At 60.4% G+C, this 17,029-nt stretch carries 15 protein-coding genes; 9 read left to right on the forward strand and 6 right to left on the reverse strand.

Going from position 1 to position 17,029, the window contains the following annotated elements:
* Positions 1-20 precede the first annotated feature (20 nt).
* The 3 genes from groL to LHAB_RS02180 all read left to right on the forward strand — a co-directional run bounded on the left by groL (position 21) and on the right by LHAB_RS02180 (position 3,249).
* Positions 21-1,670 carry a chaperonin GroEL gene (gene groL, locus LHAB_RS02170; protein ID WP_090043723.1) on the forward strand — a complete coding sequence of 550 codons (1,650 nt, stop codon included), beginning with the start codon at positions 21-23 and terminating at the stop codon, positions 1,668-1,670.
* Between the two features lie 127 nt (positions 1,671-1,797).
* On the forward strand, positions 1,798-2,160 hold the full coding sequence (locus LHAB_RS02175) for a hypothetical protein (RefSeq protein ID WP_090043724.1): 363 nt from the start codon (positions 1,798-1,800) through the stop codon (positions 2,158-2,160).
* Between the two features lie 93 nt (positions 2,161-2,253).
* Positions 2,254-3,249: a cupredoxin domain-containing protein gene (locus LHAB_RS02180; RefSeq protein ID WP_090043725.1), complete on the forward strand. Its 996-nt coding sequence runs from the start codon at positions 2,254-2,256 to the stop codon at positions 3,247-3,249.
* Positions 3,250-3,389: 140 nt separating this feature from the next.
* Here the strand turns inward: LHAB_RS02180 and LHAB_RS02185 are convergent, their stop codons facing one another.
* From LHAB_RS02185 to tal, 3 genes are all read right to left on the reverse strand, one after another.
* Positions 3,390-3,908: an acyloxyacyl hydrolase gene (locus LHAB_RS02185; protein ID WP_090043726.1), complete on the reverse strand. Its 519-nt coding sequence runs from the start codon at positions 3,906-3,908 to the stop codon at positions 3,390-3,392.
* A gap of 276 nt (positions 3,909-4,184) precedes the next feature.
* Entirely contained in the window at positions 4,185-5,717 is a 1,533-nt protein-coding gene (gene pgi / locus LHAB_RS02190; RefSeq protein ID WP_090043727.1) for a glucose-6-phosphate isomerase, read from the reverse strand.
* A 1-nt stretch (position 5,718) separates the two neighbouring features.
* Complete coding sequence (gene tal, locus LHAB_RS02195; RefSeq protein ID WP_090043849.1) at positions 5,719-6,666, reverse strand: transaldolase; 948 nt, start codon at positions 6,664-6,666, stop codon at positions 5,719-5,721.
* A gap of 83 nt (positions 6,667-6,749) precedes the next feature.
* Here tal and zwf point away from each other — a divergent pair, with 83 nt between their 5' ends.
* Together zwf and LHAB_RS02205 are read left to right on the forward strand one after the other, a co-directional pair.
* Positions 6,750-8,213, forward strand: coding sequence for a glucose-6-phosphate dehydrogenase (zwf, locus tag LHAB_RS02200; protein WP_090043728.1), 1,464 nt, complete (start codon positions 6,750-6,752; stop codon positions 8,211-8,213).
* A 13-nt stretch (positions 8,214-8,226) separates the two neighbouring features.
* A complete protein-coding gene (locus tag LHAB_RS02205) occupies positions 8,227-9,072 on the forward strand; it encodes a MurR/RpiR family transcriptional regulator (RefSeq protein ID WP_090043729.1) in 846 nt (281 codons plus the stop codon).
* 48 nt (positions 9,073-9,120) lie between these two features.
* Here the strand turns inward: LHAB_RS02205 and LHAB_RS02210 are convergent, their stop codons facing one another.
* Both LHAB_RS02210 and LHAB_RS02215 read right to left on the reverse strand, forming a co-directional pair.
* On the reverse strand, positions 9,121-10,542 hold the full coding sequence (locus LHAB_RS02210; protein ID WP_090043730.1) for a sensor histidine kinase: 1,422 nt from the start codon (positions 10,540-10,542) through the stop codon (positions 9,121-9,123).
* Complete coding sequence (locus tag LHAB_RS02215; RefSeq protein WP_090043731.1) at positions 10,539-11,246, reverse strand: response regulator transcription factor; 708 nt, start codon at positions 11,244-11,246, stop codon at positions 10,539-10,541. Before LHAB_RS02215 ends, LHAB_RS02210 begins: the two co-directional genes overlap by 4 nt.
* 136 nt (positions 11,247-11,382) lie before the next feature.
* Between LHAB_RS02215 and LHAB_RS02220 the strand changes: the two genes are divergently transcribed.
* From LHAB_RS02220 to LHAB_RS02230, 3 genes are read left to right on the forward strand one after another with little or no spacing between them, the layout of a single operon-like run.
* Positions 11,383-12,357 carry a Bug family tripartite tricarboxylate transporter substrate binding protein gene (locus tag LHAB_RS02220; RefSeq protein WP_090043732.1) on the forward strand — a complete coding sequence of 325 codons (975 nt, stop codon included), beginning with the start codon at positions 11,383-11,385 and terminating at the stop codon, positions 12,355-12,357.
* Positions 12,354-12,818, forward strand: coding sequence for a tripartite tricarboxylate transporter TctB family protein (locus LHAB_RS02225; RefSeq protein WP_090043733.1), 465 nt, complete (start codon positions 12,354-12,356; stop codon positions 12,816-12,818). Before LHAB_RS02220 ends, LHAB_RS02225 begins: the two co-directional genes overlap by 4 nt.
* A 57-nt stretch (positions 12,819-12,875) precedes the next feature.
* Positions 12,876-14,366, forward strand: a complete 1,491-nt coding sequence (locus LHAB_RS02230; protein WP_090043734.1) for a tripartite tricarboxylate transporter permease — start codon at positions 12,876-12,878, stop codon at positions 14,364-14,366.
* 97 nt (positions 14,367-14,463) lie between these two features.
* Here the strand turns inward: LHAB_RS02230 and LHAB_RS02235 are convergent, their stop codons facing one another.
* Positions 14,464-15,795 (reverse strand): site-specific integrase, encoded by a 1,332-nt coding sequence (locus LHAB_RS02235; protein ID WP_228763314.1) that lies wholly within the window; start codon positions 15,793-15,795, stop codon positions 14,464-14,466.
* Positions 15,796-15,880: 85 nt separating this feature from the next.
* Here LHAB_RS02235 and LHAB_RS02240 point away from each other — a divergent pair, with 85 nt between their 5' ends.
* On the forward strand, positions 15,881-17,005 hold the full coding sequence (locus LHAB_RS02240) for a porin (RefSeq protein WP_194943051.1): 1,125 nt from the start codon (positions 15,881-15,883) through the stop codon (positions 17,003-17,005).
* The last annotated feature ends 24 nt before the right edge of the window (positions 17,006-17,029 follow it).

Consider the following 17,029-nt stretch of genomic DNA (forward strand, 5'->3'; position numbering starts at 1 on the left):
TTAATTCAGGAGCTACAAAAATGGCAGCAAAAGACGTAATTTTCGGCGGCGAAGCCCGCGCACGCATGGTTGAAGGCGTGAACATTTTGGCCAACGCGGTCAAAGTGACTTTGGGCCCTAAGGGTCGCAACGTGGTTCTGGAGCGTTCTTTCGGCGCCCCCACCGTGACCAAGGACGGTGTGTCCGTGGCCAAGGAAATCGAACTCAAAGACAAGTTGCAAAACATGGGCGCGCAGATGGTCAAGGAAGTCGCTTCCAAGACCTCTGACAACGCTGGCGACGGCACCACAACGGCCACCGTGTTGGCCCAAGCCATCGTGCGCGAAGGCATGAAGTACGTGGCTGCTGGCATGAACCCCATGGACTTGAAGCGCGGCATCGACAAGGCAGTGACTGCTTTGATCGAAGAGCTGAAGAAGGCCACCAAGGCCACCACCACCACCAAAGAAATCGCCCAAGTCGGTTCGATCTCTGCCAACAGCGACCACAGCATCGGTGACATCATCGCCAAAGCCATGGACAAAGTGGGCAAAGAAGGCGTGATCACTGTGGAAGACGGCAAGTCTTTGGACAACGAACTCGACATCGTTGAAGGCATGCAGTTTGACCGCGGCTACCTGTCGCCTTACTTCATCAACAACCCCGAAAAGCAAGCCGCTTTGCTGGACAACCCCTTCGTGTTGTTGTTCGACAAGAAGATCAGCAACATCCGCGATCTGCTGCCCACCTTGGAAGCCGTGGCCAAAGCCGGCCGTCCTTTGCTGATCATTGCCGAAGAAGTCGAAGGCGAAGCCTTGGCCACTTTGGTGGTCAACACCATCCGTGGCATCTTGAAGGTTGTCGCCGTGAAAGCCCCTGGCTTCGGTGACCGTCGCAAAGCCATGTTGGAAGACATCGCCATCTTGACCGGCGGCAAAGTGATCGCTGAAGAAGTCGGCCTGACCCTCGAAAAAGTGACCTTGGCCGATTTGGGCCAAGCCAAGCGCATCGAAGTGGGCAAGGAAAACACCATCATCATCGACGGCGCTGGTGCCGCGATCGACATCGAAGCCCGCGTCAAACAAGTGCGCATGCAAATCGAAGAAGCCACTTCCGACTACGACCGCGAAAAGCTGCAAGAGCGCGTGGCCAAGTTGGCCGGCGGTGTGGCCGTGATCAAGGTCGGCGCTGCCACCGAAGTCGAGATGAAAGAAAAGAAAGCCCGTGTGGAAGACGCCCTGCACGCCACCCGCGCTGCAGTGGAAGAAGGCATCGTGGCTGGTGGTGGCGTGGCACTGCTGCGCGCACGTCAGGCTGCTGGCACCATCAAAGGTGACAATGCCGACCAAGAAGCCGGCATCAAGCTGGTGCTCAAAGCCATCGAAGCGCCTCTGCGCGAGATCGTTTACAACGCCGGCGGCGAGCCCTCGGTGGTGGTGAACGCGGTGTTGGCTGGCAAAGGCAACTACGGCTTCAACGCTGCCAACGACACCTACGGTGACATGATCGAAATGGGCATCTTGGACCCCACCAAAGTGACACGCACTGCTTTGCAAAACGCAGCGTCCGTGGCCTCTTTGATGTTAACCACCGAGTGCATGATTTCCGAAGCACCGAAAGACGAAGCCGGCGCTGGCGGCGGCATGCCTGACATGGGCGGCATGGGCGGTATGGGCGGCATGGGCATGTAAATGCCCCGTCTGTCACCCCGGGCTTGACCTGGGGTCCATGACCTCAAAGCCCCGCAAGGTTCACGCCTTGCGGGGCTTTTTCATGCGCCCGCCCTGCACGCAACTCTGAACGATTTATGATCCGGGCATGCGTTACGGGTCATGGCTTGGCATTGTGGTGATTTTGCTCAAACTGAGTCTGGGCTCGGTCATGGCTTTGCCTGTCAGCCCGCACGCCCAGGGTCTGGTCCAGCCCGTCTGCCACGGCCAAGTGATCCCCGACGGATCCATCACGTCGCACGAGAGCCCCACGGCGCAGCAAACCACCGACGCCCCTGTCACCCAATTCCTGAATGCGGGCGGTGCGGACTGCCACCCCTGCTGCGCCACAGGACTGGGAGGAGTGAAGACCTTGGCACTGCTGCCCGCACCTGCTGCGCGCCCGCAGGCCCTCACGCGCCACTGGCTCAGCGCGAGCCTGCGACCCGATTTGCGTCCGCCCATCGGCTGAGCCCTCCTCCTTTGAACCTTCGTTCCGCGCTGGCTGGGCCAACGCGGCAAATTGGTATGGACGCGACGGCCAAGGCCGCGCAGGGATGAACGCATGACTTCTTCTTTTCAACAACACCACGGGGCGATGCTGCTCAAGTATTCGGGCATCAGCTTCATTTCGGGGGCCGTGAACCACGGCTTTTTCAGCGGCACACGCTCTTTATGGACCGCGGCCATGGGCATCGTGCTGTTTGTGCTGGGGGCTTGGTTGGAGCACCGGCTGAACCCGCCATCCAAGGACACCCCGAGCTCGGGTTTGCTGCAGACCTTGGTGCTGGGCACTTGGCTGTCGATCGGCCTGGGCTTTTTCACCGGCGGATTGCAGCACTTTCCGGACTCGCCCGCGCGCAGCGCCTGGGTGGTGCCGCTGGGCTTTTTCATCTCGGTACTGGCTCTGGGCCTGAGTGCGCCCCGCCACTGGCCGCGCGCGGCCACTGTGTATGTGCTGGTGGTCGGTTTGGCCGTTACCGCAGGCAGTTGGGGCGCTTGGCAATGGTTCGAGCGCCACCCCGACTGGGCGGCCACGGGCCACAGCCATGGCGAGAACTCTTCGGCAGACGACCACCATGGCCCCGCGAGCCATGCCGGACCCATCGCCCAAGTGGTCAGCCGCAGCATCACGGTGAACATGGACGACCAGATGCGCTTCACGCCCAGCCAAATTGACGTGCAAGCCGGTGAAACCATCCGGTTCGTCGTGCGCAACACGGGTCAAACAACCCACGAAATGGTGCTGGGCAGTGAGGAGGACATCCGTGTGCACGCTGCAGCGATGAAACAAGCCTCTGCCGCAGGTCCAGCACCCCATGAGGGACAAAGTCATGCCCCGGGACATGACCACGGGACCGGCATCGCCATCAGCGTGGCCGCAGGACAGATCGGTGAACTGGTGGTGACTTTCCCCAAGGCCATGACCTTGCAAATGGCTTGCTTGATCCCCGGGCATTACGAAGCAGGTATGCGCGGAACGATCACCGTGGGCGCCGAGGGGAAGGCCCCAGCAGCACCGGAGGCCGCCAAGCACGACCACCGCACGCACCCACACTGAGCCCCAAGCTCAATCCCTTGGCCAGTCCGGCCCACCAGTCAGGTGCGCCAGATGTTCAAAAGCCCCGCAAGGTTCACGCCTTGCGGGGCTTTGTTGGGTCTGAACGCGCTGATGAAGTCCGTGCGTTGGACTTCAGCCCCTTAAAAATCGCGGCCCAAGGTCAGTCGAACGGCCTCCAGTCCATGGTTAGGGTCTTTGTAGCCCCCATTGCTGATGTGCAGCAAGCCCACCCCCAATTTGGTCTTTTCATTGAGGCGGTACATGATGTCAAAAGTGGTTCTGAAGTTGAAATTGCCACTCAGTGACCGCACACGGTCTTCACCTTTGATGACCGAATAGGAGGGGTAAATGAACAAAGTCATGTCAAAGCCTTTGACATCGATGGTTTTACCGATGCCAGGTCCGAACATGTAGGTGCCTTGGCCATTGAGCATGCCCGAGACGCCATACCTCAAACCATAAAAACTCGTGGGCTTGGACTGGTAGGCAACATCCACCACACTCTTGGCCTTGGACAAAGAAAGGTCCCACTCTTTGTTGTGCACATCGGTCATGTACGACACCGTGACGGTCTCTTTGTTGACGGTGGTGGGTTCTGGCACCGCCGCAAACCAAGCGGATCCCAAAATGACGCCAATGGCGGCTGCGCTGTCAAACATGTGTCAATTCCTTTGATGGTTTTATTAATTGAAATATTAATATCAACAATTATCCTCCACCTACGAGGATCCACCCAAGCGCCCACTGGTTGAATGCGATTGAAAGCAACCATGCCATTGAGTGGGGGACAAACCGCAGCCACTGAGCATCACTCTGGCACGGTGGTCTCAAGCCTTGGCAGCGTGGGGTGGGCGTGGGGTGGCGTACCGGCGAGGGCTTAAGAAGAAAGCACGGGGGTGGCCGTTAGCCCCTGCCCCAACTCGGCGGCGACAGGCTCAGCGAAGACGCTGGAGGAGTGCGGCGGTCGAAGCATCCAGCCCGGCGTTGTCGCCTGAGGCCATGCGCGCATGGATGTCTTGGGCCAAGACCTTGCCCAGCTCCACCCCCCACTGGTCAAAGCTGTTGATGCCCCAAACCGAGCCACTCACGAACACGCGGTGCTCTTGTAGCGCGATCAATGCCCCCAGACTGGCGGGCGTGAGTTCGTCCAAGAGCAAAAAGGTGCTGGGCCGGTTGCCTGGAAAGTGCTTGTGCCCCCCCTCGTCGGCCTTCCCCAGCATCAGGGCCTGGGCTTGGGCGATCACGTTGGCCAGCAGCCACTCGTGGTGGTCTTTCAGACGGTGCGTGGGTTTTTTCACGGCGATGAATTCAACGGGCACCACATCCGTGCCCTGGTGCAGCATCTGGAAATAGGCGTGCTGGCCGTTGGTGCCCGGCTCGCCCCACAACACCGGTGAAGTGCCAAAGGGCAGCGCATGGCCGTTGCGGTCCACGCGCTTGCCGTTGCTTTCCATCTCCAGCTGCTGCAGGTATGCAGGCAACCGGCGCAAGGCGCTGTGGTAAGGCGCAATCGAGCGGCTGGTGTAATTCAGGAAATTGCGGTACCAAACGTCCAGCAAACCCAAACGCACCGGCAGGTTCTGCGCCAGCGGAGCGCTCTGGAAGTGCTGGTCCATCGCGTGGGCACCCGCCAGAAAATCCCGAAAGCCCTGCGCCCCGATGGCGATGGCCACCGGCAACCCGATCGCCGACCAGACCGAATAGCGGCCGCCCACCCAATCCCAAAAACCGAAAGTGGTGGTGATCCCCCATGCCGCAGCAGCTGCCACATTCGTGGTCAGCGCGGCAAAGTGGCGCGCCACATCGGTGCCGCCTTGGGCTTCAAACCAGGCCAGCGCCGAGCGGGCGTTGGTCAGGGTCTCGACGGTGGTGAAGGTTTTGGAAGCGATCAGGAACAGCGTGTTCTCGGCCTTGAGCCCTTGGAGCACCGCTGCCAATTCGTGGCCGTCCACGTTCGACACAAAGTGAAAGCGCTTGCCCGGGATCGCGACATCCTGCAAGGCCAGCACCGCCATCTGCGGCCCCAGGTCCGAACCACCGATGCCGATGTTCACCACGTCGGTGATCTGTGCATCCGCGCGCACCTGCTCGGCGTAGGCCAGCATGGGCTTCAAGGTGGCGTGCACCCGGGCCAAGGGTTCGGCCAAAGCGCCACTCAAACTGCCTTCAGGTTGGCGCAGCAGCCAGTGCATCACGGCACGGTCTTCGGTGGGGTTGATCGCCTCGCCACGGAACATGGCATCGCGGTGCGAGGCCAGTCCGGTTTGCCGGGCCAGCTCTTGCAGCAGGGCTTCGGTGGCCGCGTCGGTGTGGTTTTTCGACAGATCGGCAAACACATGGGGGGCCACCTGACTCAGGCTGGGCGCGCGCGCCTCATCGGTCGCCAACGCGGCGCGCAGGTCAAAGCCCACAAAGCCCTGCGCATGGGTTTGCAGGCTTTTCCAGGCGGGGGTCAGGTCGCAGCGCATCTCAGGCTTGCTGCATCAACACTTCAAGCTTGACCGCATCGGCGCAAAACGCCCGAATGCCCTCGGCCAATTTCTCGGTGGCCATGGCGTCTTCGTTCAGCGCCAATCGGAACGATGCTTCGTTGTAAGCCACCGCCGGCAAATCCATCGCCTGCGCTGCTGACGCATCCAGTGCCAAAACCAAAGGCGCTTCGCTGGCGGCCAGCTGTGCCAGCAACTCGGGGCTGATGGTCAGCAAATCGCAACCGGCCAACGCCGTGATCTGCCCAATGTTGCGGAACGACGCCCCCATGACTTCGGTGGCGATGCCATGCTTTTTGTAGTGGTTGTAAATGGCGCGCACCGACTGCACGCCCGGGTCGTTGGCCCCGGACTGGGCCGATTCGTCCCAAGCGGCGCCGGCAGACTTTTTGTACCAGTCGTAAATGCGGCCCACAAACGGCGAGATCAATTGCACTTGGGCTTGGCCACAAGCCACCGCCTGACAAAACGCAAACAGCAGCGTCAGGTTGCAGCGGATGCCTTCGCGCTCCAACTCGGCTGCGGCCTGAATGCCTTCCCAGGTGGCGGCGATCTTGATCAACACGCGCTCACGCGGGATGCCTTGCGCCGCGTACAGCGCCATGATGCGGCGGGCCCGCGCCACGGTGGCGGCGGTGTCAAAGCTCAGGCGGGCATCCACTTCGGTCGACACGCGGCCTGGAATGGTGTTCAAAATCTCGCAGCCAAAACGCACCAGCAAATGGTCCATGACCACATCGAGCGGTTGGTCCCGGTGGGCCGCCACAGAGTCGGCCAAGAGCGGCGCGTATTCGGGCTTTTGCACGGCCTTCAAGATCAAGGACGGGTTGGTCGTCGCGTCCTGTGGCTGAAACTGAGCCAACTGCCGGAAGTCGCCGGTATCGGCCACCACGGTGGTGAATTGTTTGAGGGCGTCGAGTTGGTTCATGGGGGCTTTGTCCATACAGGCTTGAATTATCGATGAAACAAAGTTACATTTCAAAGCAATTTTTTATGTAACTCAAGAACAGCATGGCTTTTGATCTGGTTTTCTTCGGCGGTACGGGCGATCTGGTGTGGCGCAAACTCATGCCGGCCCTGTTTCAGGCTTTTCGACACGACACCTTACCCGAAGGCGGCCGCATCATCGGTGTGGGCCGCGACGACCTGAGCGACGCGCAGTACCGCCAGCAAATCCAGTCACGCTTTGAGCAAGTCGAGGGCGACAAACGCCCCAAGCCCGAAGAGTTCGCGCGCTTTGCTGCCATGCTGTGCTACGTGCGCATGGACCTGTCCAAGCCCCAAGCCTACGCGGCCTTGTCTGCACGCTTGGCCGAGCGCGAGACCGACCACGTGGTGATGTATTTGTCCACCGCGCCCAGCCTGTTCACCACCGTGTGCGAACAACTCTCCGCAAACGGCCTGAACACGCCCAAGACGCGCATCGTGCTCGAAAAACCGCTGGGCCACGACCTGGCCTCCAACCGCGCCATCAACCACGCAGTGGGCCTGGCTTTCAAAGAGCAGCAAATCTTCCGCATCGACCACTACCTGGGCAAGCCCGGGGTGCAAAACCTGTTTGCCATGCGCTTTGGCAACGCCTTGTTCGAACCCCTGTGGCGACGCGAACACATCGCCAATATCCAAATCACCATGGCCGAAGAGTTGGGTGTGGAAAAGCGTGGTGGCTTTTACGACACCACGGGCGCCCTGCGCGACATGGTGCAAAACCACGCGCTGCAACTGCTGTGCGCCATCGCCATGGAGCCCCCCATCAACGCGCATGCCGACGCCATCCGCGACGAAAAACTCAAAGTGCTGCGGGCCTTGAAGCGCTGGACTCCCGAGACCTTGAGCCAGCACGTGATCCGCGGGCAATACAACGGCGGCAACATCTTTGGTCAGGCCGTGCCCGGTTACCGCGAGGAGCCTGGTGTCAGCCCGCAAAGCAGCACCGAAACCTTCGTCGCCTTGCGCACCGAAATCGCCAACTGGCGCTGGGCAGGCGTGCCTTTTTTCATCCGCACCGGCAAACGCATGGCCGCGCGTGAGGCTTACATCGAGATCAACTTCCGCCCCACACCGCACGAAATTTTCAAAAGCCCCATGGGCCATGCCAACAAACTGGTGATCCACCTGCAACCCAAGGATGGGCTGGAGCTGCACCTGTTCGCGCAAGGCCAAAGCAAAAGCGGCGAAGGCAGCGGTGGCGCGACGCTCAGCCCCGTGCACCTGGATTTGGACTTTGACAAACGCTTTGGCAGCCAACGCGTGGGCGCCTACGAGCGCCTGCTGCTGGATGTGCTGGACGGCCGCCTGAACCTGTTTGTGCGCAGCGATGAACAAGAAGAAGCCTGGCGCTGGGTGGAGCCCATCCTGCAACACTGGAAAAACGACCCCACCGGCCCTCGCCCCTACGCCGCAGGCACCTGGGGCCCCAGTGCATCGAGCGCCATGATCGCGCGTGACGGCTTTTGCTGGTCCGAAGAAATTTAAACCGGAGACCCCCATGCTCGACCGAATCAAAGCCTCTTTGCCGTCGCTGGCCCCGGCAGAACAACGCGTGGGCAAGCTGGTGCTGGCAGACCCACGCGCATTCGCCAATTTGCCTGTCACCGAGCTGGCCGACCGCTCGCACGTGAGCAAACCCACCGTGGTGCGTTTTTGCCGCAGCATGGGCTACGACGGCCTGTCCGACTTCAAACTCAAGCTCGCGGGCAGCGTGAGCGAGGGCGTGCCCTTCATCCACCGCAGCGTCGACGCCGATGACAAAACCAGCGACATCGCGGTCAAGGTGATCGACAACACCGTCGCCGCTTTTCTGAAGTACCGCAACGACGCCAGCTCCTTCGCGCTGGAGCACGCCGCACACGCCCTGGCCGCCACCCAAAAAACCAACCGCCGCATCGAGTTTTATGGCGTGGGCAACTCCGGCATCGTGGCGCAAGACGCGCAGCACAAATTCTTTCGCCTGGGCGTCAACGCCATCGCCTACAGCGACGGCCACATGCAGGTCATGAGCGCGTCCATGCTCAAGCCGGGCGACTGCGCCGTGATCATCTCCAACTCCGGCCGCACCCGCGACCTGATGGACGCCTGCGACATCGCCAAAAAACAAGGCGCCACCACCATCGTGATCACCGCCAGCGGCTCCCCGCTGGCCAGCGCCGGGCACATCCACCTCACCGCCGACCACCCCGAGGGTTACGACAAATACAGCCCCATGGTCTCGCGCCTGCTGCACCTGCTGATCATCGACATCCTGGCCACCACCGTGGCGCTGCGCATCGGCGAGGCCCTGCAACCAGCCTTGCGCGACATGAAGCAGAACCTGAGCAGCAAGCGCTACACCTGAGCGCACATTCGGCCAGTCGGGCGGCTTCCCACAGGAAAGAATTCGGCTCTAGGCATGTGCCGCCTCTGGCCAACGCATGCGAATGGCGGTGCCGCGCCCACCACCCACCGGGCTGACGACGCTCACCTGCGCACCGTGCTGGCTGGCGATTTCCTTCACGATGGCCAGGCCCAGGCCGCTTCCGCTCACACCCGAAGGTGCGGCTCGGTAAAAGCGCTCAAACACATGGGCTTGGTGCTCGGGGGTGATGCCCGGGCCGTCGTCCTGCACTTCCAGCCAAGTCGCCCCGACACGCACCGTGATGTGTGTCCCCACAGGGCCATGGTGAATGGCGTTGTCAATCAGGTTGCTCAAGGCCTCGTGCAGCAACAGGTCCACGCCCTGCACCTCGCATTGCGCCACCAGCGTCTCCAGCCCCAGGTCATCGCCCAGCTGGTGGGCGCGCATCAGGTGCTCTTGCGTCACGCGCCGCGCCAGCGCCACCAGGTCCACACTTTGCGGACTGTGCATTTCACGGGCATGCTCGACCCGCGTCATGGCGAGCAGCTGCTCGGTCAGGCGCACTGCATCGTCGGTGGTTTGCATGGCCGCAGAAAGCAAGGCCTGCGCCTGCTGCGGCTCGGCATTGCGCTGGGCCAGCGCCAGCTGTGTTTTGAGAGCTGTGAGCGGCGTGCGCAGTTGGTGCGCGGCGTTGTCCAAAAAGCGTTTGCGGATGTCGATCAAGCGGCCCAAGCGGTCCAGGTAGCTGTTGAGCGTCCCGATCAGGGGCCGCAACTCGCGTGGCAAGTCAGGCGGCTGAATGGGCGAAAAATCATCTTCGGCCTTGCTCGCCAGTTGCTGGCGAAAGGCTTCCAGCGGCCGAATGCCACGCTGCACCCCCCAGATCACCAAACCCGCAGCCGCCAGCAGCAGCAAACCTTGGCTGCCCAGGGTGTCCCACAAAATATGCTGGATGAGCAGCTGACGCGCCTCCATGGTTTCTGCCACGGTGATCTTGATCAAGGGATCGGCCAGGCCCGCGTCCTCGATGACGTGCCGAAGTTGGGCCACACGCACGGGCTGGTTCAGGTAGACCCCGTCGTCGAACTGCACCAAGGCAAAGAACTTCACCGCCGACTGCGTGCGCACTGGGGCATCAGGCAAGTCCGCTACCCCGGCCAGCCACTGACCATCGGTGCGGGTGATTTTGTAAAACAGCCGTGAGCCGGTGTGGTTTTCAAACAAGTAGCCTGCGGCCTTCATCACGTCCAGCTGCAAGCGCCCCTCGCGCCAAGACAACTCTTCGGCCAGGGTGCGCGCAGCCAGGTACAAAGACCGGTCGTAAGCCTCATTGGCCGCCTGCACCGCGTTGCCATAGCCCACCCAGGCGTTCACGCCGATCAGCGCCACCAGAGGCAACAAGATCCAACTGAGCAAGCGCCGGCGCAGCGAGGCCACAGCTCCGATCGCAGGCGCTGGCGTCGCGGTCATGCGCGCCCCGATGGGGAGGTCAGCATGTAACCCATGCCGCGAAACGTGGTGATCACGACTTCGGGCGCAGTCCCATTGGAGGCCGCTGATGATTCGAGCTTTTTGCGCAAGCGGTAAATGAGCACCTCGACCGCATCCAGACCGGTGGCCTCATCGGCAAACACCTCGGTGTGCAATTGCTCCTTGCTCACTGTGCGCTGGGGCGAAGACAACAACACGCGCAGCGCAGCAGCCTCGCGCTGGGTCAGTGCCAACACCTGACCGTCCAGTTGGGCGGTGCCGTTTTCCGGCTGCATCTCCAAAGGGCCCCAGCGCAAGGCCGTGTTTTTGACGCGCCCTTGGCGGCGCAGCAGCACCTGCAAACGGGCTTCGAGTTCGCTCAAATCAAACGGCTTGGGCAAATAGTCATCGGCGCCCATGTTCAGACCCAACACCCGGTCCGGGACGCTCGCACGCGCCGTCAACACCAGCACCGGCACCGCATCCCCCCGCGCACGCAAGTTCTGCAGCACGCTCAGGCCGTCTTGACCTGGCAACTGCAAATCGAGCAACACCGCATCGAAGCCATGACCCGGTTGCAGACTGCGCTCAGCCGCGTGGCCATCGGTGGCAAATTCCACGGCCATGCCGCCCTGGCGCAAGGCCGTTCCCAGCCATAAGGCAATGTCAGGGGTATCTTCCACCAGCAAAATTCGGGGGGTCATGAGAGCCTGAGGGTATTCACTGAATGGGTTTGACAGGTGATTGACAGCTTGACGACTGGCTCGGCAACACAATCGTGCCACCTGCCCAAGGTGCGTGCCTGGCAGAGGTCGTTTTATTTTCACACAGGAGACCCGCATGTCCATTTCCAAACGCGACTTTCTGGCCCTCGGCGCTGCCGCTGGTGCTTCCATGGCTCTGCCCGCTTGGGCCCAGGCCAAACCGCTGATCTCCAGCATCCACATGTTTGTGCCCGCCGCCCCCGGCGGCGGCTGGGACGGCACCGCCCGTGCCATGGAGCGCGCCGCCAAGGCCGCAGGTCTCGTCGGCACCATGCAGTTTGAAAACGTCGGTGGCGCCGGCGGCATGGTCGGTCTGCCCCGATTTGTGAACCAGCGCAAAGGCCAGGGCAACACCCTCATGGTCGGCGGCTCGGTCATGATCGGCGCAGGTATCGCCAACAAGAGCCCCGTGACCATCAAGGACGTGACCCCGATTGCCCGCCTGACCGAAGAAGCCGGCGTGATCGTGGTGCCCGCCAACGGCAAGATCAAGACCTGGAAAGAGCTGGAAGCGGCCATCAAGGCCAACCCCAAAGCCGTCTCGGTAGCCGGTGGCAGCGCAGGCGGCACCGACCACCTGATTTTGGGCATGTTGATCAAGGCCTTGGGCAAGAACCCGCGCGAAGCGGCCTATGTGGCCTTTGCCGGCGGCGGCCCCGCCAACGCGGCGATTTTGGGCGGCCAGGTCAGCGCAGGCATTTCGGGCTACTCCGAATTCGAAGAGCAAATCAAAGCCGGCCGCATGATCCCGCTGGCCGTGTCGGGCAAGCGCCGCATCCCTGGCGTCAATGTCCCCACTTTGACCGAATTGGGCATCAACGTGACCGAATCCAACTGGCGCGGCGTGTTCGCGCCCCCCGGCATCTCGGCTGCTCAACGCGAAGCCATGATCGACTTTGTCACCAAACTCAACGCCTCGGCCCCCTGGAAGCAGGAATTGGAAACCCGCAAGTGGACCGACGCCTTCATGACCGAGCGCCCCTTTGAGCGCGACCTGGCCAAGGACATCGAAGAGAAAGCCGTCTTGATGAAAGAACTGGGCCTGGCATGACGCCTTTTCGAGTGGCCTTGTTGCTGGCTGTCCTTTGCGGGGTGGCCGCTTGGCAGGTGTCGGTCATCCCTGAATCCATGATGCAGATGACCGTGGGCCCTGTGCTGGCCCCGGGCGTGATCGTGGCCGCGCTCAGCGCTTTTGCCGTGCTCTACGGCATCAGCGCTTGGCGCGGTCGCCAAGCCGACGACAGCCTCGCCCCTGACCAGTCGCCCCTGCCTGGCGCCCACATCCGCATGCTCAGTTTGCTGGGCGGCGGTGTGGCCTTCATTGCCCTGGTCATCCCCCTGGGTTTTGTCATCCCCGGCACGCTGTGCGGCATGGGCGTGGCACGCGCCTTCGATGCCCCCCTGAACCTCCAGTCTGCGCTGGTCTGCACGGCCATTGCCAGCACCTTTTGGTTTGTATTTGCCCAATTGCTGGGCGTGGGATTGGGCCCTGCCCTGCCTTGGCTGATTTAACGCGCGGTGGCGCCGCAAGGCGCCTGCCCGTTTTCACGTTTTTCGATCGGATACCCCATGGAAGCCTTTGACGCCCTGATGGGTGGCTTTGCCATTGCCCTGCAACCCACCACCTTGATGTGGGGCTTCGTCGGCTGCTTTATCGGCACCTTGGTCGGTGTGTTGCCGGGCATTGGCCCGGCCCTCACCATCGCCTTGCTGCTGCCCCTGACCTACCATGTGCCGGCCACCAGCATGTTCGTCATGTTCGCCGGCATCTACTACGGTGCGGCGTATGGTGGCTCCACCACCTCCATCTTGCTCAACACCCCGGGTGAATCGGCGGCGGTGGTCACGGCGCTGGAGGGCAACAAAATGGCCCGAAGCGGCCGTGCAGGACAAGCCCTGGCCACAGCGGCCATCGGCAGTTTTGTGGCTGGCACCATCGGCACGCTGGCCCTGACCTTTGTCGCCCCTTGGGTGGTCGAGGCCGCGCTGGCCTTTGGCCCGGCCGAATACTTCAGCCTCATGGTGCTGTCGGTCGTGGCGGTCTCGGCGGTGCTGGGTAACTCCATGCTGCGCGGCTTGGTCGCACTCGGCTTGGGCTTGCTGCTCGGCATGGTGGGTGTGGACTTGCAAACCGGTCAACCCCGCTTCACCTTTGGCCGCCCGGAATTGCTCGACGGCATCGAAGTGACCGTGGCGGCCGTAGGCTTGTTTGCCGTGGGCGAAGCGCTCTACCTGGCCTGGCAAGGCCGCGAGTCCAAAGGCGGCGAAGTCATGAAACTGACGGGCAGCCTGTGGATGAGCAAACAAGACTGGGCCCGTTCCTGGAAAGCCTGGTTCCGCGGGGCCTTCTTTGGCTTCCCCATCGGCGCCATGCCTGCAGGCGGGGCCGAGTTGCCCACCTTGCTGTCGTACTACACCGAGAAAAAACTCTCCAAGCACCCCGAAGAATTTGGCCACGGCGCCATCGAAGGCGTGGCCGGCCCCGAAGCGGCCAACAACGCGGCCGCCGCCGGTGTGTTGATGCCCCTGCTAACGCTGGGCATCCCCACCTCGGCCACCGCCGCCATCATGCTGTCGGCCTTTGAGGGCTATGGCATCCAGACCGGGCCACAACTCTTCAGCCAGCAAGGCAGCCTGGTGTGGACCCTGATCGCCAGCCTCTACATTGGCAACGTGATCTTGCTGGTGCTCAACCTGCCGCTGGTGAGCCTGTGGGTCAAGCTGCTCAAGATCCCGCCGCCTTGGCTGTATGCCGGCATCATCGTCATCTCGACGGCCGGCGTCTACGGTGCGGGCAACTCGGTATTCAATGTGGGCTTGCTGTTTGTCTTTGGCCTGCTGGGCTACACCATGCGGCGCTTTGACTTTCCTGCCGCCCCCCTGATCGTGGGCCTGATCCTAGCGCCCCTCGGTGAACAGTCGATGCGCCAAGCCCTGACCATCAGCCAAGGCGACTGGTCCACCTTCTTCACGCGGCCCTTGTCGGGGGGCTTGATGGCGATAGCAGCTCTGCTGCTGGTGGTGCCACCGCTATGGAAAGCCTATCGCGCCAAGGGTTGAATGCTTTGGAGCGCATAAACGTCGTGATCACTCAGCAGTTCTGTCATTTGAGCGCAGGCAGCTTGTCCGTGACCGTGCAGGAAGCGCCGCCCTCAGATCAAGTCTTGCTCTTTTTCGTTCGTCGGCTTTGAATCATCAAAACATTCATTTCACCATCTAGAGACGACGCATAAAAGCGCTCGATCATCTGAACAGAAGTGCGTGCATTTCGGGCCAGTGTCAGCATGTCGATGCCTTGCCCATAAAGCAATCGAAACATGATCGACGTATGGCGTAGGCAATACAGGGTCCGAGGTCGGTTTTTGTCGTCTGTGGTCGGCAGACCAGCCTCTCGCATCACCCATTTGAACCAGAACCCTAGCACAGCCAAAGCGTAATTTCGATCTTTCTCAGCAGGCAGGAAAACATAATCTTCTGGACTGCCCAATCCTTGTGACTTGGTATGGCGCAATGCGGCCTCATAAACTTGTACGGCCGCTTGCATCGAGACGATCGGCTTGTTGTGTTTCTTGGTTTCGGGCAAATTCAGTCGCAAATAAACCGTCTCACCACGCACCACGGTGACATGTTTGTTTTTCAGCTGCCTGAGATCCCCTGGCCTCACAAACGCATTGACCATAAAGCGTATGACCCAAAACATGTCCGGGGCCAGCAGCATGTTTCTGGGCGCCACCCAAAACCGATCACGACGGCCCTCTGTCGATTTAAGCGGTGGTGCCGACACACTCGAACGTGACATCTTCAATGCAGTGGATGCGAGTTTTCGGTACTCGTCCAGTGACAACATGGCCCTGGGTTGTGTTCCCACTTTGATACGCGGAAACTCGGGGACTTCTTTGAGCAAGCCTTGGCGTACGGCCAGCTTCAATAACTTTCGTACCAACACCAGGTATTGAGAAATGGTGGTCGCGCTCAACTGGTGTTGCGTCAAGCGAGAAACGAATCCCTCCAAATCGACATGGGTCACCTGTGTGGGGGCGACATAGCGAAAGAAGGGCAAGACATGTGCATCGAGTCTGTTCTTTTGAATACCGACCGATCCAGCGCAGAATTCATGCCGTTCAACACGCTCCCACTCAAGGTCCAACAACTTGGCAGCCAGTGTCGCGAAGTTGTTCTTTTTCTCGAAATCACGCTGTTCTGACTGAGCTGGGACCGCGAACCCGTTTTGCGCTGTTCGTGGGTTTGAGGGGGGGTGAGGTGTGGTGCGTTCCACAATGCCGTCTTCCCCAGCACCAACACGCTCTAGTGCTTGGGGCTGCCCACAAATAGAGGCCCAAGCTTTGGCTGGTACGACATAGAAAGCCGGCTTGTTCTCATGGAGAACCAAAAGTGGCGAATTTCCACAATCACTCACCGAACCCAAAGCGTCCGACAAAAAATCATTTAAGCCAACTAATTTGCCTACATTTGTGAATTCAATGACCATGTTGGCTACGTTATGACAGACTGACCACCATGTCTGTTCGGGAAGACACTAGACGTGGTATTTCAATCTAGCTGCTCTGGCTACATTGGCAGCCGTTTCGGGCACTGCTTTCGCACAATCCACCGTGACCATCTACGGCAACCTTGATACTGCATACACACAGTACAAGAACGGCACTTCCAAAATTACTGGCTTGTCTGGTTCACAGATGACTTCCAGCCTGATTGGCTTCCGTGGTGAAGAAGATCTGGGTGGCGGTTTGAAAGGCATTTTCAAACTCGAAGGTAGCCTGTCTACAGACAGCGGTGTCGGCTCTGCTAGCAATACCAATAACCAAGTTGCTGGTGGTGCAGTTACTGCCGGCGTGACAACGGGTATTGGCGGCGCACAAGGCCTGACATTCAACCGTTACGCTCATGTGGGCGTCTCTGGCGGCTTCGGTGAAGTTCGTTTGGGCCGTGACTATACATCCGCTTTCCAGTGGGGTGTGGCTGCTGCTGACGTGTTCGGCACTAACGGTCCTGTCAGCGGCAACAACATGATGCTGAACTTGGGTGTTGTGAACAAGCAAGCCACCACCTCCGGTGCGTCCAACATGATTGGTTACATGACGCCAAAAATCAACGGTTTTGAAGCCAAGCTGCAAGCTTTCTACGGTGAGAACAAGAGCGACAGCACCACTGCTGGTGCGAAAGCCAAAGACGGCGACGGCACTTCCATTGCTGTCAAATACAGCAACGGTCCTATCATGGTTGCTTACGGTACCCAGACCACCAAGGGCACAGTTGATGCAGCTGTCGCTAGCACTTCTCTGGCAACTAACGGCGAGTACACACAATCTGCTTTGTCCGCTACTTATGACTTGGGCGTTGCCAAGGTTGTGTTCACCAACGCAAAAGAAGAGCTGACAAAAACAGCTGGTCTTTCCACCAACAAGACCAACTTGTTTGGCGTTGTTGTGCCAATGGGCGCCACCAACTTGAAAGCATCTTACGCAGCATCCACAATGAACGTTGTCGGTACTGAAACTAAAGGTACGCAATTCGGTATTGGCGCTGACTACTCCTTGTCCAAGCGTACGATGGCTTACTTCGCTTACTCCAAAGTCGAAAACACAGACGGCGGCACAGCCTATTACACCGGCGTTACTGGCGCAGCGGCTAACAACAGCTCGACTGGTATCGCCATCGGCCTGCGTCACTCCTTCTAATTCCCCGCTGGCGCAAGCCAGTTG

Origin of the sequence: Limnohabitans sp. 2KL-27 (assembly GCF_001269345.1) — a bacterium.
Taxonomy (GTDB): Bacteria; Pseudomonadota; Gammaproteobacteria; order Burkholderiales; family Burkholderiaceae_C; genus Limnohabitans_A.